17 protein-coding genes are annotated in these 21,421 nt (G+C 66.9%); 7 read left to right on the top strand and 10 right to left on the bottom strand.

The window, feature by feature from the left end:
- Positions 1-18 precede the first annotated feature (18 nt).
- Complete coding sequence (locus tag AC1KVE_RS18335; RefSeq protein WP_184381546.1) at positions 19-2,709, top strand: TonB-dependent receptor domain-containing protein; 2,691 nt, start codon at positions 19-21, stop codon at positions 2,707-2,709.
- A gap of 216 nt (positions 2,710-2,925) precedes the next feature.
- On the opposite strand, the gene AC1KVE_RS18330 is transcribed toward AC1KVE_RS18335, so the two are convergent.
- The 3 genes from AC1KVE_RS18330 to glyQ all read right to left on the bottom strand — a co-directional run bounded on the left by AC1KVE_RS18330 (position 2,926) and on the right by glyQ (position 7,956).
- Positions 2,926-4,515, bottom strand: coding sequence for a tetratricopeptide repeat-containing sulfotransferase family protein (locus AC1KVE_RS18330; protein WP_481092858.1), 1,590 nt, complete (start codon positions 4,513-4,515; stop codon positions 2,926-2,928).
- The gene (gene glyS / locus AC1KVE_RS18325) at positions 4,515-6,752 is read right to left on the bottom strand and encodes a glycine--tRNA ligase subunit beta (RefSeq protein WP_481092857.1); all 2,238 of its coding nucleotides are present in this window, start codon (positions 6,750-6,752) and stop codon (positions 4,515-4,517) included. The genes AC1KVE_RS18330 and glyS overlap by 1 nt, the downstream gene beginning before the upstream one ends.
- A gap of 295 nt (positions 6,753-7,047) precedes the next feature.
- Positions 7,048-7,956 carry a glycine--tRNA ligase subunit alpha gene (gene glyQ, locus AC1KVE_RS18320; RefSeq protein ID WP_039513568.1) on the bottom strand — a complete coding sequence of 303 codons (909 nt, stop codon included), beginning with the start codon at positions 7,954-7,956 and terminating at the stop codon, positions 7,048-7,050.
- A 90-nt stretch (positions 7,957-8,046) separates the two neighbouring features.
- On the opposite strand from glyQ, the gene AC1KVE_RS18315 reads away from it, so the two are divergent.
- The 3 genes from AC1KVE_RS18315 (at position 8,047) to AC1KVE_RS18305 (ending at position 12,111) form a co-directional block, all read left to right on the top strand.
- Complete coding sequence (locus AC1KVE_RS18315) at positions 8,047-9,861, top strand: GspE/PulE family protein (protein ID WP_054591723.1); 1,815 nt, start codon at positions 8,047-8,049, stop codon at positions 9,859-9,861.
- A 540-nt stretch (positions 9,862-10,401) separates the two neighbouring features.
- Complete coding sequence (locus AC1KVE_RS18310; RefSeq protein ID WP_115510014.1) at positions 10,402-11,166, top strand: glutamine amidotransferase; 765 nt, start codon at positions 10,402-10,404, stop codon at positions 11,164-11,166.
- 45 nt (positions 11,167-11,211) lie between these two features.
- Positions 11,212-12,111 (top strand): BPSS1780 family membrane protein, encoded by a 900-nt coding sequence (locus AC1KVE_RS18305; RefSeq protein WP_016904253.1) that lies wholly within the window; start codon positions 11,212-11,214, stop codon positions 12,109-12,111.
- A gap of 269 nt (positions 12,112-12,380) precedes the next feature.
- Here AC1KVE_RS18305 and tatC read toward each other — a convergent pair whose 3' ends face one another.
- The 4 genes from tatC to AC1KVE_RS18285 all read right to left on the bottom strand — a co-directional run bounded on the left by tatC (position 12,381) and on the right by AC1KVE_RS18285 (position 14,966).
- Positions 12,381-13,118, bottom strand: coding sequence for a twin-arginine translocase subunit TatC (gene tatC, locus AC1KVE_RS18300; RefSeq protein WP_024937600.1), 738 nt, complete (start codon positions 13,116-13,118; stop codon positions 12,381-12,383).
- Complete coding sequence (gene tatB, locus AC1KVE_RS18295) at positions 13,115-13,747, bottom strand: Sec-independent protein translocase protein TatB (RefSeq protein ID WP_481092856.1); 633 nt, start codon at positions 13,745-13,747, stop codon at positions 13,115-13,117. Before tatB ends, tatC begins: the two co-directional genes overlap by 4 nt.
- Before the next feature lie 15 nt (positions 13,748-13,762).
- Complete coding sequence (gene tatA, locus AC1KVE_RS18290; RefSeq protein ID WP_016904256.1) at positions 13,763-13,990, bottom strand: Sec-independent protein translocase subunit TatA; 228 nt, start codon at positions 13,988-13,990, stop codon at positions 13,763-13,765.
- A gap of 73 nt (positions 13,991-14,063) precedes the next feature.
- A complete protein-coding gene (locus AC1KVE_RS18285) occupies positions 14,064-14,966 on the bottom strand; it encodes a lipid-binding SYLF domain-containing protein (RefSeq protein ID WP_024937602.1) in 903 nt (300 codons plus the stop codon).
- A gap of 151 nt (positions 14,967-15,117) precedes the next feature.
- Between AC1KVE_RS18285 and hemH the strand changes: the two genes are divergently transcribed.
- From hemH to AC1KVE_RS18270, 3 genes are all read left to right on the top strand, one after another.
- A complete protein-coding gene (gene hemH, locus AC1KVE_RS18280) occupies positions 15,118-16,083 on the top strand; it encodes a ferrochelatase (RefSeq protein WP_039521260.1) in 966 nt (321 codons plus the stop codon).
- Between the two features lie 2 nt (positions 16,084-16,085).
- On the top strand, positions 16,086-16,952 hold the full coding sequence (locus tag AC1KVE_RS18275) for an alpha/beta fold hydrolase (protein ID WP_104569518.1): 867 nt from the start codon (positions 16,086-16,088) through the stop codon (positions 16,950-16,952).
- 140 nt (positions 16,953-17,092) lie between these two features.
- The gene (locus AC1KVE_RS18270; RefSeq protein ID WP_104569517.1) at positions 17,093-17,380 is read left to right on the top strand and encodes a hypothetical protein; all 288 of its coding nucleotides are present in this window, start codon (positions 17,093-17,095) and stop codon (positions 17,378-17,380) included.
- Positions 17,381-17,530: 150 nt separating this feature from the next.
- On the opposite strand, the gene AC1KVE_RS18265 is transcribed toward AC1KVE_RS18270, so the two are convergent.
- The 3 genes from AC1KVE_RS18265 to ttcA all read right to left on the bottom strand — a co-directional run bounded on the left by AC1KVE_RS18265 (position 17,531) and on the right by ttcA (position 20,950).
- A complete protein-coding gene (locus tag AC1KVE_RS18265) occupies positions 17,531-18,316 on the bottom strand; it encodes a YgjP family zinc-dependent metalloprotease (RefSeq protein ID WP_435013234.1) in 786 nt (261 codons plus the stop codon).
- Between the two features lie 741 nt (positions 18,317-19,057).
- Entirely contained in the window at positions 19,058-19,963 is a 906-nt protein-coding gene (locus tag AC1KVE_RS18260; RefSeq protein ID WP_007974628.1) for a recombination-associated protein RdgC, read from the bottom strand.
- Positions 19,964-20,029: 66 nt separating this feature from the next.
- On the bottom strand, positions 20,030-20,950 hold the full coding sequence (gene ttcA / locus AC1KVE_RS18255) for a tRNA 2-thiocytidine(32) synthetase TtcA (RefSeq protein ID WP_481092855.1): 921 nt from the start codon (positions 20,948-20,950) through the stop codon (positions 20,030-20,032).
- Between the last annotated feature and the right edge of the window lie 471 nt (positions 20,951-21,421).

Here is a 21,421-nt window from a genome sequence, read left to right as displayed (position 1 = left end):
ACCATGCCATCGCTTGCGATGGCACAGGATTCAGGTGAAGTGACTCAACTGGACAAGGTCACGGTGACAGGGTCGTTGATTCCCCGGTCCCAGGTCGAAACCGCGACCCCGGTGTTTTCGATCACCGCTCAGGACATCCAGCGCCGCGGCTTCAAGGACGTCTACGACGTGCTGCGCTCGCAACCGATGGCCACCGGCTCGGTCCAAGACGGTCAGTTCAGTGGCGGCTTCACTGCCGGCGCCAAATCGCTGAGCCTGCTCGGCCTGGACCCCGGCTTCACCCTGGTGCTGATCGACGGCCGGCCGATGGCCGATTACCCACTGCTCTACAACGGCCAGAGCAATTTCGTCGACCTGGCCAGCGTGCCGGTGGGCATGGTCGAACGCATCGACGTGGCGCCGGGCAACCAGTCCTCGATCTACGGCTCCAGCGCCATTGCCGGCGTGGTCAACATCATCCTGAAGAAGCGCATGGACGGCGTGCAGATGAATTACCGCATGGGCACCTACGACGGGGGTGGCGGCAACAACCAGCGCTTCCAGCTCACCGGTGGCAACGAAATCGGTGGCGCCAACATCGTGTGGGGCCTGCAGCTCAACAATCAGGATCCGATCTACGGCTACCAGCGCCGCGATTTCGATTCCACCAGCGACAATCCTGACCCGACCCTGCGTTACGGCTCACGCATTGCCTTGCATAACCTGCCCACCACCTATCTCGATCCGGGCGCCGAAAATTGCGCTGCATTGGGACCGCTGTTCAATGGCTCGGTGCAGTACGACAACCGCGCCAACCGCGGCAACTTCTGCAGCAGTCGCACCGAGCCGGGCTACGCCAGCATCCTCAACAAGGAACGCAGCGCCAGCGGCTATGCGAACCTGAGCTATGCCTTCAACGACAACGTCGAGCTGTACTCGACCCTGCTGCTCAATCGCACCAAGGTCGAGGTCAATAGCGGCCCCCGCTTCTGGCAGACCTCCTCCGATACCGGAGGTTTTTTCTACAATCAGGACAGCCAGCAGCTCGAAAGCTATCAACGCATCTTTGCGCCGGAGGAAACCGGCAATCAAAACTTCAACAACGACCGCCAGACTGCCGACTCCTACAACATCGCGCTTGGCCTGAAAGGCGGCCTGGGTGCCAGCAACTGGACCTACGATGCCTACTACGCACGCTCGGAATATCGCATCGAAAGCCGTCAGCAGTGGCCGCTGGCCGACCGCATCGAAGATTTCTTCCGCGAACAGTTCCTTGGCGCTCCGCAGGGCGAGTATTACGGCTACCCGATCTATTCACCCAACGATGCCAACTTCTATCGCGCCTTGACGCCGGCGCAGTACCGCAGCTTCAACGACGAAATCCGCACCAAGTCCCGGACCTGGACCCAGAACGTCAACCTGCAGCTGACCAACACCGAGTTGTTCAACCTGCCGGCCGGTGCGGTCGGCGTCGCCGGTGTGGTGCAGGCCGGTAATCAGTACTGGACCAACCCGACCGACCAACGCGTGATCGCTGGCGACTTCTACCAGCTGACCGGCACCCAGGGCAGCGGCAAGCGCGAGAACTGGGCGGCGGCCTTCGAAATGCGGGTGCCGATCCTGAGCACCTTGACCGCCAATCTGTCGGGCCGCTACGACGACTACAAGAACCAGGGCGGCGGCGGCGATTCCAAGTTCACCTACAAGGCCGCGCTGGAATTCCGTCCGATCGATTCGCTGCTGTTCCGCGGCAATTACGCCACCGCGTTCAAGGCACCGGACATGGCGTTTTCCTTCGCTGGCGATAGCGGCTTCTTCCAGGGCGTCAACGATTACTACCGTTGCGCACTCGAAGAACCCAACGTGCCGATCGCCGACTGCACCTATGGCGGCACCAGCATCCAGGGCCGTCGGTCCGGCAATGCGGATCTGAAGTCGATCACCGCAAAGTCCTGGGGTGCCGGCGTGGTGTGGTCGCCGAGCGCAAGCTTCAGCGTCAACGCCGATTACTACAACATCAAGATCGATGACAAGGTCAGCGACCTGAGCACCGATGCCCTGCTGCAGAACGAATCGGCCTGCCGGCTCGGCGCCCTGGATATCAACTCGCCGACCTGCGTCGACGCGCTGTCGCGCATCGATCGCACGGCCGCCGATGCGCCGGTACCCAATCGCCTGAGCAACATCCGCATCAACCCGGTCAATATTTCCAACGAGGAAATCTCCGGCGTGCTGACCAAGGCGACCTACAACCTGGCTACCGACTCCTGGGGCCTGTTCGTGTTCGACGCGCAATACAACCTCACGCTCAAGCATGAAAGTCAGCAGTTCCCGCAAGACCCGGTGCGCGACCTGCTGAGCGAGCCGTTCTTCTCTTCCGAGTTCCGCAGCATCACCAATGCCTCGATCACCTGGCAGAAGGATGCGTGGACCACCACCTTGTTCGGCCAGCGTTACGGACGTACGCCCAACTTCACCGCACAGCAAAGCACCGATGGCTATGCGGTGGAAGGCGCACGCAAGGTCGGTGCGTGGACCACGCTCAATGCCACGCTGGACTATGCGGTCAACGACGACATCTCGCTGACCGCCACGGTCAACAACCTGGCCGACACCCGGCCGCCGCGCGATCGCACCTACAGCAGCTATCCGTACTACAACATCTTCAACTACACCGGTTACGGACGTTCCTACATGCTGGAGCTCAACTGGCGTTTCGGCGCGCACTGAGTCAGCCAGGGCGGTATTTGCCAACGGCAGCCACGGGGCTGCCGTTGGCGTTTTGAGACAAGCGTTTTTGGGTCGAGCGCTTGGGGATCGCCGCTGCTGCGAGTGGGCGAACTTGGAGTGGCCAGACACGACGAGGCTGGCGACACGGAGGCACTTTGTTTGCTGCCACACTGCATACTTCGCGGCGGCGTCTCCGCGTCGTTTCGCTGGCCGTTGTCAGCGTGCGTCGGTCTGGATCAGGCCGGCATGCAACAAGGCCTGCCGCAGCGGCTCCAGCTGCGTGGCGTAGCGCCGCCATTCTTCGACGTTGCGCCCATGCACGCCTTCGCGCACCTGCACGCTGCTCAGCGTGGCCGACGCGGCCGCATTGCGGGTGATATCGATCTGCCCGGGCTCGATCTGCAACCCGCAGCGCGCCATCAACTGCTGCAATACCGCGGATGGATCGTGCACCATCTGCGCATAGTCCACATCGACCACCCGGCCCGGCAATGCCGCGCGCCATTGCGCCATCAGGGCGTGATACGCCTGATAGTGGCGCGCCAGCGTGTGCAGGTCGTAGCTGTAGGCGTAGGAGTCGCCGAACAGTGCGCGGTAATTGGAGAAGCACACCGCCATCGGCTCGCGTACCAGATGCACGATCAATGCCCCCGGCAAGGCACGGGCAATCGCGCCGATCGCCACTGCGTTGGCCGGTAACTTGTCGATGTACCAGCGTGCCGTTCCGGCCCGCCATTGCGTCTGTTCCAGGTAACGCGCGCCGATCTGCGCGTAGTCCAGCGTCGGCAAGGCCTGCAGCAGCCGCGCATCCAGCAGGCTGCGACCGGCCTGGTCGGCGCCCCAGCGCAGTTGATGGCCGAAGTCGTTCAACTCGCCAGCCGACACGATCTGGGAATGATTGCCCAGCATCCGCTCCAGCACCGTGGTGCCCGAGCGCGGCAAACCGAGCACGAAGATCGGTTGCGGGCCGTGTGCGACGGGGGCTTGCTGCGCGGCGAACAGGCCCTGGCCGGCCAGCGCACCCAGCTGCGCGTACAACGCCGCCTCGGCGTCGGCGTCATGACGCAGGCGTGCATGCATCACCGCGTTGCCGTGCTGTAGCGCGTCCCAGGCGGCCCCGGTCTGGCCGAGGTCTTCCAGCTCCTTGTACAGCGCGAACGCCAGCCCGGCGCGATCTTCGCTGTCGGGCTTGGCGAGCTGCAACTGCCGACGCAGTTGTTCCACATGGTTGCTGCTGGCGCTCTGCCGGCGCAGGCGCGCACGCGTCAACGCCGCGCGGCCATAGCCGGGCGTGTGCGCCAGCGCATGCTCCAGCGCCTGCGCCGCTTCATCGAGGCGACCATTGAACTGCAACTGCACCGCAAGGAAGAAACGAAAATCCGGTCCATCGAATCCGCAGGCCTGCGCACGCTGCATCATCGCCAGTGCGTCGACATGTTCGCCCAGCGATTGATGCACGTGCGCGAGCAAGGCCAAGGTCGCGCCGTCCTCGCACTGCGTCACCGACGGGTGCCGCAGCAAGGCATGCAGTGCGCGATGCTCGCCGACCCGCAACAAGGCCTGCGCCACGCGGCAACGCATCGCCACGTCGTCGCCCAGATCGTTTGCGGCCAGCCGCAGCTGCACAACCGCCTCGCGCATCCTGCCGTTGGCCAGCACGGTGCCGGCCAGCAGCACGCGGGCCGCCACATGCGCCGGCTCCACCTCCAGCAGCGCCTGCAACGCAGACGCCGCCACCCCCAGGTCGCGGCGTGCCAATGCGGCCTGCGCGGTCTGCCAGTGCGCCGCGCCGGCGGACGCGGCCATCAGCTGGACAGATGCTCGATGGCGGCGACGCTGCCGAGGCGGTCGCCGAGCTTCTTCAGCAGGGCCAGACGATTGGCGCGCAATTGCGCGTCTTCGGCGTTGACCATCACCCCGTCAAAGAACGCGTCCACCTGTGGGCGCAACCGCGCCAGGCGTGCGAGCACGGCGACGTAGTCGTGCCGGTGCAGCGCATCGCCGGTATCGCCGATGGCCGCTTCCACCGCTTCGGCCAGGGCTTCTTCGGCCGGTTCGCGCAGCAGGCTGGTGTCGATATCGCCGGGGATCTCGCCCTCGACCTTGCGCAGGATGTTGCGGATGCGCTTGTTGGCTGCGGCCAGGGCTTCGGCTTCGGGCAGCGTGGCGAAGATGCCGATCGCATCGATGCGGCGGTCGAAGTCGTAGAGGGAGCCGTGGGTCGCGCCCAGGTGCGCTCCTACGAGCCCTGTAGGAGCGCCCTCGGGCGCGACCGAGAACAGTGCGGCGACCGCGTTGAAGTGGGTGGCAGGAACGCCCTTGTCTGCGTAGTAGCCGCGTAGGCGGTCGAGGATGAAGTCAAAAATCTCTGCATCTTGAGCCGCCTGCGCTAACGCGGTGTGTGCGTCCTTTTCAACAGATGGCGGCAAGGCAGCACCGGCATCTTTTGCTTTGGTGATCGCAGTTTCTGTCTTGAGCAATTGTCTGGCACTTGCTTGGACATTGATCTGATTTCTAGCCTCTACAAGCAGCTCTTTCAAATCCAGATCAAACCCACTCTCAATCACCGTCCGCGCCAGCCCCAGGGCATTGCGCCGCAGCGCGAACGGGTCCTTGTTGCCGGTCGGCTTCAAACCGGCCGCAAAGCCACCGGCCAAGGTATCCAGCCGTTCGGCAATCGCCAGCACCTTGCCCAGCGGCGACAGTGCGATGTCGTCGCCGGCAAAACGCGGCTGGTAGGCCTCGTCGATGGCCAGCGAAATCTCGCTCGGTTCGCCGGCGGCCTTGGCGTAATGACGCCCGGCAATGCCCTGCAGCTCCGGGAATTCATTGACCATGCGCGACTGCAGGTCGTTCTTGGCCAACTGCGCAGCGCGACGCGCCTGCGCAGGATCGGCGCCCACCTGCGGCGCGATCGCCTCGGCCAGCGCCGCCACACGCGCCACCTTGTCGGCCACCGTGCCCAGCTTGGCCTGATACGTGACGCTGGCCAGGCCCGCGCCCATCGCCTCCAGCCCCTGCTTGAGGTCTTCGTCGAAGAAGAACTTGGCATCGGCAAAGCGCGGACGGATCACCCGCTCGTAGCCCTTGGCGACTTCGGCCACGTCCTTGGAGGCGATATTGGCGATGCCGATGAACTGCTCGGTCAACTTGCCGCCGTCGTCCAGTACCGGGAAGAATTTCTGGTTGATCTCCATGGTTTCGATCAGCGCTTCCTGCGGCACCGCCAGGAAGTCGCGCTCGAAGCTGCACAGCACCGCCGACGGCCATTCGACCAGGTTGACCACCTGCTCCAGGTTGTCGTCGCTGATGCGTGCGCTGCCGCCGGCCTGCCTGGCGGCGGCTTCGACCTCTTCGACGATGCGCGCACGGCGTGCGTCCGCATCCACCAGCACATGCGCCGCGCGCAAGGCCTCGATGTAATCGCCCGGTGCCGCCAGCGACACCTCGCCCTGATGCATGAAGCGGTGCCCGCGGCTGAGGCGATCGCCACGCACGCCCAGCAGCTCGGCCGGAACCACGCTGTCGCCGAACAGCAGCACCAGCCATTGCACCGGCCGCGCGAAGGCGTATTCGTGCGCGCCCCAGCGCATCGGCTTGGGGATCGGCATCGCGGCGATCGCTTCGCGCAGAATGTCGGGCAGCAGGTCGGCGGTGCGCGCGCCCGGCGTCACCGCGCGGTGCACGAAGCGCTCGCCCTTGGCGTCGCTGGTGCGCTCCAGCGCGGTCCAGTCGATCCCGGCCTTGGCGGCGAAACCGGCCAGCGCCTTGGTCGGCTTGCCCTCGGCATCCAGCGCGATGTTGAGATACGGACCCAGCACTTCGGAGCGCTGCTCGGGCTGCTCGGTGGCCACGCCCGGCAGCAGCACCGCCAGGCGGCGTGGTGTGGACAGCGGCTTGGCATCGCCCCGGGTGACCGCGACGCCGCGCTTTTCCAGACCGTGCAGCACGCCATCGAAGAAAGCCTGCGCCAGACCCGGCAGCGCCTTGACCGGCAGCTCTTCGGTGCCCAGTTCGATCAGCAGGGGAAGTTGTTCGCTCATAAGACGTGGACCTTTACGTGTTCCCTTCTCCGGTCGGGAGAAGGTGCCCCGAAGGGGCGGATGAGGGTACGGGCGAAGCTCTGTGGAGTTTGGGTGCAGGAGGGCTGCGCCCCGTCCCCTCACCCCAACCCCTCTCCCGTGGGGAGAGAAGCTTGCGTGTTCCTTCTCCCGTCGGGAGAAGGTGCCTCGAAGAGGCGGATGAGGGGACCGGCGAAGCTCTGTGGAGTCTGGGTGCAGGAGGACTGCGCCTCCGTCCCCTCACCCCAACCCCTCTCCCGGGGGAGAGGGGCTTTGGTTACTTCTTTACTCCGGGAAAGCCCAGCTTCTCGCGTTGTGCGTAATACGCCTGCGCCACGCCTTGCGCCAGCGCGCGCACGCGCAGAATGTAGCGCTGGCGTTCGGTGACGCTGATCGCGCGGCGCGCATCCAGCAGGTTGAACGCATGGCTGGCCTTGGTGACCTGCTCGTAGGCTGGCAGCGGCAGACCGACCTCGACCAGGTGCCTGGCTTCGGCTTCGCAGGCGTCGAAGCGATGGAACAGCTCGGCCACGTTGGCATGCTCGAAGTTGTAGGCGCTCTGCTCCACCTCGTTCTGGTGGTAGACATCGCCGTAGCTCACCGGTGTGCCGTCCGGGCCGTAGGTCCATACCAGGTCGTAGACGTTGTCGCAGCTCTGCAGGTACATGCACAGCCGCTCCAGCCCATAGGTGATCTCACCGAGCACCGGCTTGCACTCCAGTCCGCCGGCCTGCTGGAAGTAGGTGAACTGGGTGACTTCCATGCCGTTGAGCCAGACTTCCCAGCCCAGGCCCCAGGCGCCGAGCGTCGGCGATTCCCAGTTGTCCTCGACAAAGCGCAGGTCGTGCACCAGCGGATCGATACCCAGGGCCTTGAGCGACCCCAGGTACAGGTCCTGGATGTTGTCCGGGTTGGGCTTCATCGCCACCTGGTACTGGTAATAGCGCTGCAGGCGGTTGGGGTTTTCGCCGTAGCGGCCGTCGGTGGGGCGGCGCGAGGGCTGCACGTAGGCCGCATTCCACGGCTCCGGTCCCAGTGCGCGCAGGAAGGTGGCCGGATGGAACGTGCCTGCGCCCACTTCCAGGTCCAGCGGCTGGATCAGCACACAGCCTTGCTCGGCCCAGTACTGGTTGAGGGTCTGGATCAGGCCCTGGAAAGTGATTGGAACGCGCCGGGAATCGGACATGCAGCAAAGGCCGTGCGGAAGGGGTGCGCTAGTATACCGGCCGACCCGCAGCGCTTTGCCGCGGAGCACCGCCGCAGGGGAACATCGAACATGGAACAGCGGCGTACGGCCGATCCAGACAGCGCAGCGGCGATCCTGCCGCGCGGCCGGTTGATGTTCGACCCGGTGGCTGCCGCGTTGCTCGCCGATGGCATGGTGGTGCCGCATGAACACGAGCGCGTGCAGTTCTCCGCCGCCGGCGTGCGCAATGCCAGCGAGGTGCATCCGCTGGTGCTGCTGGCCAATCTCAAGCTGCATGCCGCGCAGCCGCCGGCCGGCGAACTCGGGCTGGAACGGCTGACCGAATGGCTGGCCACCCGCACCGGCCTGCGTTATCTGCGCATCGATCCCACCCGCATCGATGTGGCCGCGGTCACCGGTGTGGTCTCGCATGCGTATGCGCGCCGCCACCGCATCCTGCCGCTGGCGCTGGATGCCGAGCGCGTGCTGATCGCCACCAGCGAGCCGCTGGCGCTGGAATGGCTGGCCGACGTGCAGCATCTGAGCCGGCGTCGCATCGAGCTGGCACTGATCAACCCGCTGGACCTGCATCGCTACACGATGGAGTTCTTCGGCGTGACCCAGTCGGTGCGCGGCGCGCGCGGCGATGTGCGCAGCGCCGAACCGGGTGCCGGCCTGCCCAGTTTCGAGCAGCTGGTGGAACTGGGCCGCGCCGGCGACGTCAATGCCGACGACCACCACATCGTGCATATCGTCGACTGGCTGCTGCAGTACGCCTACGAACAGCGGGCCAGCGACATCCATCTGGAGCCGCGTCGCGAGGCAGGGCGCATGCGCTTCCGCATCGACGGGGTGCTGCACAAGGTGCTGGAAGTACCACCGTCGGTGATGACCGCGGTGGTCAGCCGCATCAAGGTGCTCGGCCGCATGGACCTGGCCGAACGCCGCCGCCCGCAGGATGGCCGCATCAAGACCCGGTCGCCGGGCGGGCGCGAGGTGGAAATGCGCCTGTCCACGATGCCCACCGCGTTCGGCGAGAAGTGCGTGATGCGCATCTTCGACCCGGATTCGGCGTTCAAGAGCATCGAGCAGCTCGGCTTCAGCCCGGAAGAGGCCGCCGGCTGGAGCGCGCTGGTCGAGCGCCCGCACGGCATCGTGCTGGTCACCGGCCCGACCGGCTCGGGCAAGACCACCACGCTGTATTCCACGCTCAAGCGCCTGGCCACGCCGGACGTGAACGTATGCAGCGTGGAAGACCCGATCGAAATGATCGCGCCCGAGTTCAACCAGATGCAGGTGCAGCAGAACATCGACCTGGATTTCGCCAGCGGCGTGCGCACGCTGCTGCGCCAGGACCCGGACATCATCATGATCGGCGAGATCCGCGACCTGGAGACCGCGCAGATGGCGGTGCAGGCCTCGCTCACCGGGCATCTGGTGCTGTCCACGCTACACACCAACGACGCCGCCTCGGCGATCACCCGCCTGCTGGATCTGGGCGTGCCGCATTACCTGGTGGCGTCCACGCTCAACGGGGTGCTGGCGCAGCGGCTGGTGCGCACCTTGTGCGTGCACTGCAAGCGCCCGCATACGCTCAGCGACGACGAGTGGGCGGCGATCCGCGAGCCGGGCGAAGCGCTGCCGCAGGTGCTGAACGTACACGCGCCGGTCGGCTGCCTGGAATGCCGCCGCACCGGTTACCTAGGCCGTGTCGGCCTGTACGAGTTGCTGCCGGTGAGCCCGCGCCTGCGCAGCCTGATCCGCGCCGACACCGACCTGGCCAGCTTCAGCCACGCTGCACGTGGCGAGGGCCTGCGCACGCTGCGGCGCACCGGCCTGGAGAAGGTCGCCGCCGGGCTGACCACGGTGGAAGAGGTGCTGTCGGTGTTGCCGCCGCGGGACTAGGCGGATCGCCTGGGACTTGCACGGTTATCGGCACAGGCGCCCCTCACCCCCAACCCCCGCCCCGCGCCCCGGCCCGCGCTTGCGACGCGGGCGCTCCAAGACACGCGCGCAAGTGACACGCAAGCCATGCCCTCTCGCTCGGCGGGAGAGGGGCTCGCTCCGTTCTTCCACCGTTTGCTCCCTTCTCCCACCGGGAGAAGCTGCCCGAAGGGCGGATGAGGGTACGTCGGCACGCACATTGCGCCATTGGCAGGGGCTCGGTCTCACCATTGACCAGGTACACGGCACGGCCGAGTACAACCAGATCGGCGGCGCACGATCACCGCGGCAACCGAGTCGGCAACCGACCTGGCACAAACCATCTCCAGCCATCGCTGCTCTTACATCCACACAGCGCAAGTAACCAGCGCCCCGCCCCCAGCCATCAGCACATAGCCATCCGGAATAACCTTAGCCGCATGCGTTGGCACGCCACTTGAAAAAAACCGCCTGGAGCTGCCTACAATCGGGCACATCAGTCGCTGCTGGATTTCCGTCCGCATGTCCGCCTTGCCGTTCCTGATCATCGAAACCGGGCATCCCGTGCCGGAGATGAAGCGATACGGCCGTTTTCGGCACTGGATCCGCGTCGCGGCCGGGCTGGCCGAGCATGAGACCGTCGCCGTCGATGTCGCCAACGGCGGCCGCCTGCCCGACCGCGGCGGCTTTGCCGGCACCATCGTCAGCGGCTCGGCCGCCTACGTCACCGACCGCGCCGACTGGAGCGAACGCAGTGCCGCCTGGCTGCGCGATGCCGCCCACCAGGGCATGCCACTGCTCGGCATCTGCTACGGGCACCAGCTGCTGGCGCACGCGCTGGGTGGCGAAGTCGACTACAACCCGGCCGGGCGCGAGTCCGGCACCATCGCGCTGGAATTGCACCCGCCAGCCGAGCAGGATCCGTTGTTTGCCGGCCTGCCCGCACATTTCCCGGCGCATGCCACGCACATGCAAACCGTGGTGCGCGCCCCGGACGGCGCCATCGTGCTGGCGCATTCGCGGCAGGACCGTTGCCATGCCTTCCGCTGGGGGCAGGCCACCTGGGGCGTGCAGTTCCACCCCGAGTTCGCCACCCACCACATGCGCGGCTATGTGCAGGCGCGCGCCGAGTGCATTGCCCGCCACGGGCACTGCGCCCGCACGGTCGCCCGCGAGGTCACCGCCGCGCCGATCGCCCGCAAGCTGCTGCGCCGGTTCGTGCATCACGCACGCGGCCTGCAAACAGTGACCACTCATCCCGCCGCACACACGCAAAAGCAGCGATAATCGCGCCACGCCGGATGGTCCGGTGCGTATCGATCCGGAATGGGAATGAGCGAAATCCGCAAGGTGCCGGCGTCTGCCGGCGCAGAATGGCTGTTGACCGGTTTCTCGCTGTTGAAGCGGGCGCCGCTGGCGCTTGGCTCGCTGGGGGTGATCTGGAGCGTGGCGGCCACCCTGGTGGTGTCGCTGTCGGTGCTGGTGCCGCTGCTGGGCCCGGCCCTGCAGTTCCTGCTGGTGCTGGCCGGCCCGCTGTTCATGGGCGGCCTGCTGTGGGCGATCCGCGAGGTCGACGAAGGCCGCATCGCCAAGCCGTCGCATCTGCTGCACGGCCTGCAGGACGGCCGCGCGCCGCATCTGCTGGTGTCGCTGCTGCCGCAGCTGATCGCCGGCCTGCTGCTGGGCGTGCTGCTGCTGGTGATGATCGGCGCCAGCGGGCTGCAGCAGTTGTCCGAGGTGATGATCAAGATCAACCAGATCAGCCAGTCCGGCGCGCAGCCGGACCCGGTGCAGATCGAGCAACTGGCCGCCAGCCTGCCGGCCGGGCGCATCCTGCTGTGGCTGCTGCTGACCATCGCCACCTTCGCGGCGATGACGCTGGCGCTGTTCGTGATGCCGCCGCAGGTGATGTTCGACCGCAGCACCGGCGGCCATGCGCTGCGCGAGAGCCTGCGCGCCAGCCTGCACAACCTGCCGGCGATGCTGGTTTTCTTCGTGCTGGCCTTCATCGCCATCTTCGCCATCTATTTCGCGGTGATGATCGTGGCGCTGATCGTCGGCCTGGTGGCCGGCCAGACCGTGGCGATGTGGCTGGCCCAGCTGCTGCTGATGGCGGTGCTGATGCCGGTATTCGCCGGTTCGGTGTACGCCGCATGGAAGCAGATGTTCACCCACGCAGGCGCAACCGCGCAGCCCACGGCACCGTCGCGCCCGGATGTGTTCGCCGCCTGATCGCCTTGACCGGCGATGTGCCGACAACGAAACCCTGATCCGTAGGAGCGCACCCGGGCGCGACGAAGCTTTCCCGGGGACGCCCTAGCTCGCGCCAACGTGTTCGCCGCCTGACCATCCCAACCCGTAGGAGCGCGCCTGAGCGCGACGAAGCCTTCCACGGGAGAGCTCCGGTCGCGCCCGGGTGCGCTCCCACGTGGGTGATCGCGTCCGGGTGATGCCGGGTTGCGCAGCTGCATGTCGGCACGCGCCTAAGCGCGGCGAGTGCGCTAGGCGGGCTTCGGCCCCACCGCGCGCGAGGCGACGATACCCAGCTCGTAGAGCAGGCACATCGGGATGGCCAGCATCAGCTGCGAGACCACGTCCGGCGGGGTGAGCACCGCGGCCAGGATGAAGATGCCGACGATGGCATAGCCGCGGCCTTCGCTCAGCTGCTTGGGGCTGACCCAGCCCAGCAGCACCAAGATCACCAACGCCACCGGCAGCTCAAAGCTCGCACCGAAGGCGAAGAAGATCGCCAGCACGAAATCCAGGTAGGAATTGGCATCCGGGGTAATGGCGATCACGTCCGGCTTGAACGTGGTCAGGAAGTGGAACACCGCCGGCAACACCAGGAAATACGCGAACGCGCAGCCGATGTAGAACAGCGCCACCGCCGAGGCCAGCAACGGGAATGCGAGTTTCTTTTCGCGCTGGTACAGGCCCGGCGCCACGAAGGCCCAGGCCTGGTACAGCAGCCACGGCACGCTGACGAACACCGCCACGAAAAAGGTCAGCTTGAGCGGTGCGAAGAACGCGCCGGCCGGGTTCATCGCGATCATCGTCTGCCCCAGCGGCAGCTGCGAAATCAGCGGCGCGGCCAGCCACGAATAGATCGCACGCGAGAACGGCAGCAACGCCAGCAGCACCACGCCCAGGCCGATCAGGGCGCGCACCAGGCGCGCGCGCAATTCGACCAGATGCTCGATCAGACTGCTTTCGGCCTGTGCGTCGTCGAACAGGCTCACGGCTGTTTCTCCTGGATCTTGTGTGGCGCGGTCGGCTCGCTCGGCGCTTTCAGCGTGCTCGGCTCCAGCGGCGTGGCGGTGGCCGGCGCCTGCGCGCCGGTGCTGCTGAGATGCGCGGCATGCGGCGCCGGCACCACGGTGTCGTGCGGGGCCGGTACCAAGGTTTGATGGGGCGCTGGCGCAATCGGCTGGGCCTGGGCAATGACCGGTGCGGCCTCATGGTCGGCCGCATCCGCAGCGCCCGCTGCCGACACGGCAGTCGCCCCGGGCGGCAGATCCGCATGCGCCAGCTCCAGCGGTGTCGCCACCGGTGTGGCCGTGCTGCGGATATCGATATCGCGCCCCACCTCGTCGTGCAGCGCGCGGGCGCCCTGCTCCAGGTGCTGCTGCTTGGTGCGCAGCTGGTCTTCGGCTTCGCGCAGCGAGGCCTGCACATCCTGCAGGCTGCGCTTGAGCTCTTCGGCTTCCAGCTCGCGCTCCAGCTCCTGCTTGACCGAATCCCACTGCATGCGCGCGCGGCGCACCCACAGTCCGGCAAACCGGGCCGCCTTGGGCAGGCGCTCGGGACCGAGCACCACCAGGGCGACGATCGCAATCAGCGTCAGTTCGCCAACACCTATGTCAAACACCGACGCCGCTCCGGATCAACGCGCGTCGCGATCGCGCTCGGCCTGCGCCTCACGTGCCTGCTCGGCCGTGCGGGTGTCGTCACCGAGCTTGCCGGCCGGCTTGTCGTCGTCGTGCATGCCTTTCTTGAATTCCTTGACCGCGCTGCCGAGATCCTTGGCACCGCTGGTGAGCCGCTTGGTACCGAACACCAGCAACACGATCACCAGCACGATCAGCCAGTGCCAAATGCTGAAACCGCCCATGATCTGCTCGCTTGCTGAAGAAGAAGGAAGACGCAGGATACCCCAGCGCACCGCGCAGGGGGATGACAGCCTGTCAGCGGTTGCCGTCCAGCGATTCGGTACGGATTTCGCCATCGGACACCGGCTGGAAGCCCTGCTGCGGCGGTGGCGTCGTGCTGGGCTGCATCGGCACGGTGCTGGCCTCGTTCACCGCTGGCGGCGGCGTGGTGGTCGCCGGTGCCGGCGGCGGCGTTGCCGGACGCGGCGCGCTGGCCCCGTCGTCGGCGCTGCCATCGGTACCGCGATTGGCGCGTGCGGTGTAGGTCGCCTCTTCCAGGCGGTCGCGGAAGGCGATCACGTCGGTGGAGGCACGCTCGTTGGTGCGGCCTTCGAAGATCATGCGCGGAGTGGCGCCGCCACCGTAGGCGTTGAGGTCGGCGGCATCGTCGATCTGCAGCACCGCACCGTCCAGCGCCACCCCGGCGAACAGGCCACGGGCGCGCGACCACGACCAGATTTCGGCCTTGAGCTGGCCGTCGGTGGCGGCGGCGGCATTGCGGCCGACCGGGCCGGCGGCCACGCCGGCATCGGCACCGAGGGTGAACTTGCCGTTGACGATGTTGTCCAGGCTGCGGTCGTTGCGGAACACCAGCACCACGTCGGAGGACTGCACGCCGGCCTGGAAGCCGATGCTGCCGCCGGTGAGCTTGACGAACACCGGCTGCGACCAGCTGCCGTCGGCATTCTTCATCGACATCAGGCCATGCCCGCGCCGGCCGCCGATCACCAGCCCGGCCTTGAGCGTGTCGGGGATGACGACGATGGCGCGCGCCTCGTCGAGCAGCTTGTCCGGAATGGCCTGCTCGGGGATCTTCATGATCTCGTTGAGCACGCGTACCGCGTTACGCGCGCGCTGGTCCTCTTCCGGGCCGGCGACGGCATGGCCGGCGGCGAAGGTCAGCGACAACAACAGGGCCAGGCGCGACAGACGAGGCATGACAAGCTCCAGAGGACAATCCGTCAAAGATAGCAATGGCGCGACGTTAGTGGTGGCGCAATGAATCGGTGGTGAGCGCAACCGGGGGCAGAGGCGGTCAATGGCGGCGATCGATGCGCTGTCCTCGGCAGCGCTGCTGCGCTCTGCCAGAATGGTGCGCATGAACACCACCCCCGATACCGCCCTGCTGGTCGTCAATCTCGGCACCCCCGAGTCGCCCACCGCCCCGGCCGTGCGCCGCTACCTGGCCGAGTTCCTCAGCGACCGCCGCGTGGTCGCGATCCCGCCGCTGTTCTGGAAGCCGCTGCTGTACGGGGTGATCCTGCCGATCCGCGGGCCCAAGTCGGCCGAGAAATACGCCAAGGTCTGGCTGCCGGACGGCTCGCCGCTGGCGGTGTACACGCGCCGTCTGGCCGAGGGCCTGAAAGAGGTCATGCCGGACTGGCACGTGGAGTGGGCCATGCGCTATGGCGCCCCGGCGCTGCGCAAGACGCTGGATGGCCTGCGCGCGCGCGGCATCAGGCGCATCGTGGTGCTGCCGCTGTATCCGCAGTATTCCACCACCACCACCGCCTCGATCCAGGACGTGATCGATGCCTGGCGCCCGAGCGCGCCGGAGATCGCGGTGGAAGTGATCCAGGACTATTGCGAAGACGCCGGCTGGGTCGCGGCGATCGCCGATTCGATCCGCGCGCACTGGCAGGCGCATGGGCGCAGCGAGAAGCTGATGTTCTCCTTCCACGGCCTGCCGCAGCGCGTGGCCAATGCCGGCGACCCGTATCCGCAGCAATGCGAGCGCAGCGCGCAGGCCATCGTCACCGCGCTCGGCCTGGGCGCGGACGAATGGCAGATGGGCTACCAGTCGCGCTTCGGTTCGGAACGCTGGCTGCAGCCGTACGCCGAGCCGACCTTGTGGAAACTGGCCGAAGGCGGCGTGCGCAGCTTCGACCTGGTCTGCCCGGGTTTTGCCACCGACTGCCTGGAAACCCTGGAAGAAGTGGCGCTGGGCTTTGCCGAAACGCTGGCCGAACGCGGCGCCACGCTCAGCTACATCCCCTGCCTCAACGCCAGCCCGGCGCATGCACAGGCACTGGCCGCAGTGGCGCGACGCGCGTGAGATTGGAGCCGTTTGCGTGCGACCTGGCGATCGGCCGGGTCACCGGGCTGCGCAACCCCGAACGTGGCCCGCGCCGGGTGCTGGCCCTGCATGGCTGGCTCGACAATGCCGCCAGCTTCCTGCCGCTGAGCGCGCATCTGCACGCGCAGGACCTGGATCTGGTGTTGCTGGATCTGCCCGGCCACGGCCACAGCGCGTGGCTGCCGACCGGCGCCGAATACACGCTCAGCAGCGCGATCGCGATCCTGCTGCAGGTAGCCGATGCGCTGGGCTGGGAGCGCTTCAGCGTGCTCGGCCACTCGCTGGGCGGCGGCGTCGCCAGCCTGCTGGCCGCTGCGGCGCCGGAACGCGTCGAGGCCTTGATCGCGATCGAGGCCTTGGGCGCGCTGGCCGAGCCGGTCGAGAGCACCGCCACCCGCCTGCGCGATGCGGTGGCGTCGGCACGCACGCTGGCGCAGCGGCCGTTGCGGGTGTTTCCGTCGATGGAGATGCCGGTGCGCGCACGCATGATGGCCAACCAGCTCACCGAACCGGCCGCGCGGCTGCTGGTGGAGCGCGGGGTCTGCGCGGTCGAAGGCGGCTACAGCTGGTGCAGCGACCCGCGCCTGACCTTGCCCACCGCCATCCGCATGACCGAAGCGCAGATCGACGTATTGCTGGCCTCCATCGCCTGCCCGACCCAGGCCATCTTCGCCACGCCGGCGCAGGTGTACTTCCCCGATGCCCTGCGCGATCACCGCGTGGCACTGATGCGCGATGCACGCCTGCAGTTGTTGCCCGGCACGCACCATGTGCACATGGAAGCACCGGACGCGGTGGCGGCGGTGATCAATGGATTCCTGGCGTCGTTGCCGCCGCCGCACACGTGATGCGTGGAATGCGTGCATGCGTCCTGCGCGATGCCATGGCGCTGACGTTCGTGCTTGCTGCCTTGCATGCGACAGCAGACCTCAGTGCCAGCAGGCATCGTCAGCGGCGCACGGCATCCTGGCACCGTTGAGCTAGCGCAATGGGCCATCCAGACCCGCTTGTCGCCGCGATCGAATCCTTCGAGCAGTGGAGTTTGCCAGGGACGTTCCTGGAGACGGTGCACGCGTCGCCGCAACTGAATCCGGACGATCGCCGGCGCCTGGATGAGGTCTGGTCGGTGGCCTGCGACGCCGACCATTGGGGATCGGCACGCGAGCTGCAGGCCGGCATCGCGGCCATCGAGTGTGCCCTGACCAGGCGCTTTGCGTGGCTGTCGCCGCTGGCCTGCCGCCACCTTGCGCGCGCCGCGTCTTACCAATGGCGCTAGCGCAGCCACGTGGCGCTATGTCGCTTCGCTAGCCGCGCCATCGCGCAGCAGCTCTCCGAAAGCCCGAAGCGCATTGGCGCCCCGACTTTGCGCCTTGATCGTTGCAGGAGCGCCGCCACAGCGACGGCAACTGCATCGCGACGACCTGCCTCACTCCACCTGCAACAACCGCCGCAGTTGCGCCTTGAGCTGGCGGCCGTGCTCGTGGAAATAGCTGCGCTCGTCGCGCCAGGCGGGGAAGCGTTGTTCCACCTCGGCCCAGAACGCCGGCGAGTGGTTGGCCTGCAATAGGTGGCAGAGCTCGTGCACCAGCACGTATTCGAACGCGGACGGGCGGCCGAGCACCAGCGCCAGATCCAGCGCCATCGAGCCATCCGGTGCCAGCGAGCCCCACTGCGAGGACATCACCTTCAGCCGCACCCGCGCCGGAGCGCGCGGCAGGCCGGGCAGATAGGTGGGCAACCAGCGGCCGACATCGGCGCGCGCCTGCGCTTCGTAGAATTCTTTCAGCGTGCGGCGCAAACCTGCATCGCCCAGCCGGGTCGGCACATGGAATTGCGCGCCGTCATCGGTGACCTCAATGCGTGCGTAGCGCCCGTCGTGCCAGCTCAGCGGCAACAGGGCACCGCGTAACGGCAGCAGCCCCGGCACGCCACGCTCCAGCGCCGGAAACGCATCGACCTGCTGATAACGCGACAATTGCGTGCTCAGCCAGTCCAGATGCGTCTGCAGAAAGCGTTCGCCGGCCACCAGGCTTGCGCGCAGTGGCAAGGTCAGCCGCGCGCCGCGTTCGTCCACACTGAGCTTGATGCGCCGCGCACGCGGGTCGCGCACGCGCAGCACCGCGATCTCTCGCCCGTCCAGCTGCAGGCGCAGGCGATCGCGTTCGACAACCTGCGGGGCGGGCGCGATAAGGCGGCGGACGGGCTTGAACATCGGCACAGGATAGCGCTGCGATGTGTCAGGTGGTGAGACGGGGCGATTGATGCATTCGATGTTGGCGCGACTTCTTTGAGCGACTGGCAAACGACGCTGCCCACCGCCAGGTGGGCGCAGCCGACGTCGCTAGAGCTGCGGCCTGGTTGCAGGGCCCTTGCCCGCCCAGCACGGCCAAGTCTCTGTGTTTTGGGTGTCGTACTGGATAGCGCGAATGGAACAGTTGCAGAGCGGCTGATCGGCGACTTGGCTGCAGGGCCCTTGCCCGCCCACCATCGCGGGACACGCCGCAAGTACGTCCTTGTAGGCTCTTACGCGGCATCCATGCCGCGTAAGGTCCCGCGACGGCGAGCGGGCAAGGGCCAGTCGAGATGGTCGGTGTGTGGTTGCAAGCAGGGCATGACCTGCGCCGGTCGGATCACTGTGCGTCGACCAGCTTTTCACTCCCCTCCTTCGCATGCCGAGCGGTGGACAGGTTTTCGACACGCAAGCTGCAAACTTTTCAATGTCTGGCGCAGCGCAGCCGGACGACACGCTTTCAAGAAAGCAGCCGACCAACTGACTGGTGCGGTGTCCTTGCCGGTTGCGGAACCCTTGGCGGCATGGATGCCGCCAAGGAGCCTCCACGAACGGATGCACGGCGTGTCCCGCGAGCGGTGAGGGCACCGCGCACTCCACTCACCGGGCGTTTGACTCGAGCATCGATCGCGACGATACGACGCCACCGTTCGACCGTTGCGCTTACTCGGCCTTGCTCAGCTTCAACGCGGTCTCCAGCAGCAGGAACAGGCGCCGGATTTCGGCGCTCATCAGCGCGAAGCGGGCATCGAGTTCGGCGCGTGCGCCGTCGTCTTCGCTGTGTTCGAGCTGGTCCAGTGCGCCATCGAGGAACTTGAGCTTGCGGATCACCAGATCGTCGCCGAGCACGAACGAAAGATTATCGTCCAGCACCAGCGCCAGCTTGGTGACCTGCTTGCCGGCTTCCAGGTGCTTGTCGATCTCGTCGCCGCGCAGTTCCTGGTGCTGGCACTTGACCACTGCGCCGCCTTCGATCGGGTCCTTCATCTCGCACTCTTCGCCCAGGCTCAGGCCTTCGGGCAAGGGTTCGCCGGCGATCCAGCCGGTGAGGATGGCGCGCGGTGCGACCTCGGCATTCAACGGCAGTGCCGGGAAGCTGCCGAGTGCGCCGCGGATCTCGCTCATCACGTTCTCGCCGCTCTTGCGGCTGGAGCTATTGACCGCGATGTAGCCGTGCTGCAGATCCAGGATGGCATCGGTGCGCGAGCTCTTGACGAAGGCGCGCGGCAGCAGCTCATGGATCAGGTCGTCCTTGAGGCGCTTGCGGGCCTTGCCACCGGGGCGACGGCCTTCCTTCTCTTCGATCTCGGCGACCTTGCGCTCAAGCAGGTCGTTGACCACCGCGCCGGGCAGGATCTTGTCCTCGCCACCGACGGTGAGCCAGAGGAAATCTTCCAGACGGTGCGAGAGCACTTCCTGCTCGTCGCGGCCGAACGGGGAGATGAAACCGCGCGAGCTCATTTCCAGCGGGCCGACCGGCTTGAGCTGCACTTGCGGCAGCAGCGTGTCGATCTCGGAGAAATCCAGCGTGGTCGGGAAACGGAACAGGGTGAGATTACGAAAGAACATGCGTCAGACCGAAGAGGAGGAAGAAAAGGGGAGGGTGGAAAGACTGCCGGCGCCGCGATGGCCGCGTCAGTCGCTGTCGTGTGCGCTGTCGCTGGCGGCGAGCCAGGCGCTGGAATCGGGATCGGGATCGGGCGGTGCTGCATCGCCGTTGCGGCCCAGCGCCAGGAAATCGAACAGGGTGCGGTCGGCCAGTTGCTCGGGCCGCACATCGCCCAGCGCGCGGGCGATCTGCTCGACCCGCCCGGGCTGCTCGCGGTCCCACTGCTGCAGCATCCGCCCGACCTGTTGGCGCTGCAGGTTTTGTTGGCTGCCGCACAGGTTGCACGGAATGATCGGGAACTGGCGCGCCTGCGCGTAGGCGGCGATATCGGCTTCGCGCACGTAGGCCAGCGGGCGGATCACCACATGCGCGCCGTCGTCGCTGCGCAGCTTGGGCGCCATCGCCGCGAGCCGGGCGTGGTGGAACAGATTCATGAAGAACGTGGCCACGATGTCGTCGCGATGGTGGCCAAGCGCGATCTTGGTCACGCCATGCGCCTGCGCATAGGCATACAGCGCGCCGCGCCGCAGCCGCGAGCACAACGAACACATGGTCTTGCCGGCCGGAATCACCCGGCTGACCACCGAATAGGTGTCCTGCTCGACGATGTCGAACGGCACGTCCAGCCCGCGCAGGTAAGCGGGCAGCACCTGCGCGGGGAAGCCGGGCTGCTTCTGATCCAGATTGACCGCCACCAGGGTGAACGGCACCGGCGCCTTGCGCTGCAACTGCAGCAGCATGTCCAGCAAGGTGTAGCTGTCCTTGCCGCCGGACAGGCAGACCATGATCTTGTCGCCGGGGGCGATCATGCCGAAGTCGGCAATCGCCTGGCCCACCTGGCGCTGCAGGCGTTTGCCCAGGCGCAGCTGCTCACGCTGCAGCCGCTGGCGCGGGTCGCGCGGCGCGGGGTCGGCCAGGGGTTGCGGCAGCGGCAGGACAGCGGTCATAAGCCGGCCATTGTAGCTGCCCGGCGCGCGGCGGGCCGGCGCCGCGCGTACGCGGCTGAACGGGAGGTCAGCCGCTTGCGGGCGGGGTGTCCGGCGCTGGTTTGGCGGTGCCGGGGCGCTGGCGAGCCGATCACCGCTGGAGGTGTGCCGCAGATGCTCGATGCAGCGCACATCTCGCAGCGCAGCAAGCCTTTCGGCGCCGGGCTGGGTAAAGTCGGGCAGACCGCTTCACTCGGGATCGGCATGCCATCTTCAGCTTCGCTCCATCGCGCGGCTTTTTTCGGTCGCGATTGTGGTAGCGCTAACATTCTGCGCGGCACGGGTCAGGCCCCGTGCCGGCGTCCGTCCCCGGCGCCGATTGAGAGTGCGCGCCGGTGGCGGCGGTGACGGCCTGCATGCGCGATCGCTGCGCTGCGTGGCTGGTCACTCGCGTGCGACATCTTCCCTTCTCCCCTCGCCTCTCTGCAGGAG

The sequence above is a fragment of the Xanthomonas sp. NCPPB 2864 genome (genome assembly GCF_056675615.1).
The sequence above is the reverse complement of the archived record's forward strand: the minus strand, read 5'-3'. Positions and strand labels throughout refer to the sequence as shown.

Bases quoted from the DNA above. Each gene is read 5' to 3' on its own strand.
- AC1KVE_RS18335 (WP_184381546.1), top strand. From the start codon at position 19: ATGGCACAGGATTCAGGTGAAGTGACTCAACTGGACAAGGTCACGGTG.
- AC1KVE_RS18330 (WP_481092858.1), bottom strand. From the start codon at position 4,515: ATGGCCGCGTCCGCCGGCGCGGCGCACTGGCAGACCGCGCAGGCCGCA.
- glyS (WP_481092857.1), bottom strand. From the start codon at position 6,752: ATGAGCGAACAACTTCCCCTGCTGATCGAACTGGGCACCGAAGAGCTG.
- glyQ (WP_039513568.1), bottom strand. From the start codon at position 7,956: ATGTCCGATTCCCGGCGCGTTCCAATCACTTTCCAGGGCCTGATCCAG.
- AC1KVE_RS18315 (WP_054591723.1), top strand. From the start codon at position 8,047: ATGGAACAGCGGCGTACGGCCGATCCAGACAGCGCAGCGGCGATCCTG.
- AC1KVE_RS18310 (WP_115510014.1), top strand. From the start codon at position 10,402: ATGTCCGCCTTGCCGTTCCTGATCATCGAAACCGGGCATCCCGTGCCG.
- AC1KVE_RS18305 (WP_016904253.1), top strand. From the start codon at position 11,212: ATGAGCGAAATCCGCAAGGTGCCGGCGTCTGCCGGCGCAGAATGGCTG.
- tatA (WP_016904256.1), bottom strand. From the start codon at position 13,990: ATGGGCGGTTTCAGCATTTGGCACTGGCTGATCGTGCTGGTGATCGTG.
- AC1KVE_RS18285 (WP_024937602.1), bottom strand. From the start codon at position 14,966: ATGCCTCGTCTGTCGCGCCTGGCCCTGTTGTTGTCGCTGACCTTCGCC.
- hemH (WP_039521260.1), top strand. From the start codon at position 15,118: ATGGTGCGCATGAACACCACCCCCGATACCGCCCTGCTGGTCGTCAAT.
- AC1KVE_RS18270 (WP_104569517.1), top strand. From the start codon at position 17,093: ATGGGCCATCCAGACCCGCTTGTCGCCGCGATCGAATCCTTCGAGCAG.
- AC1KVE_RS18265 (WP_435013234.1), bottom strand. From the start codon at position 18,316: ATGTTCAAGCCCGTCCGCCGCCTTATCGCGCCCGCCCCGCAGGTTGTC.
- AC1KVE_RS18260 (WP_007974628.1), bottom strand. From the start codon at position 19,963: ATGTTCTTTCGTAATCTCACCCTGTTCCGTTTCCCGACCACGCTGGAT.
- ttcA (WP_481092855.1), bottom strand. From the start codon at position 20,950: ATGACCGCTGTCCTGCCGCTGCCGCAACCCCTGGCCGACCCCGCGCCG.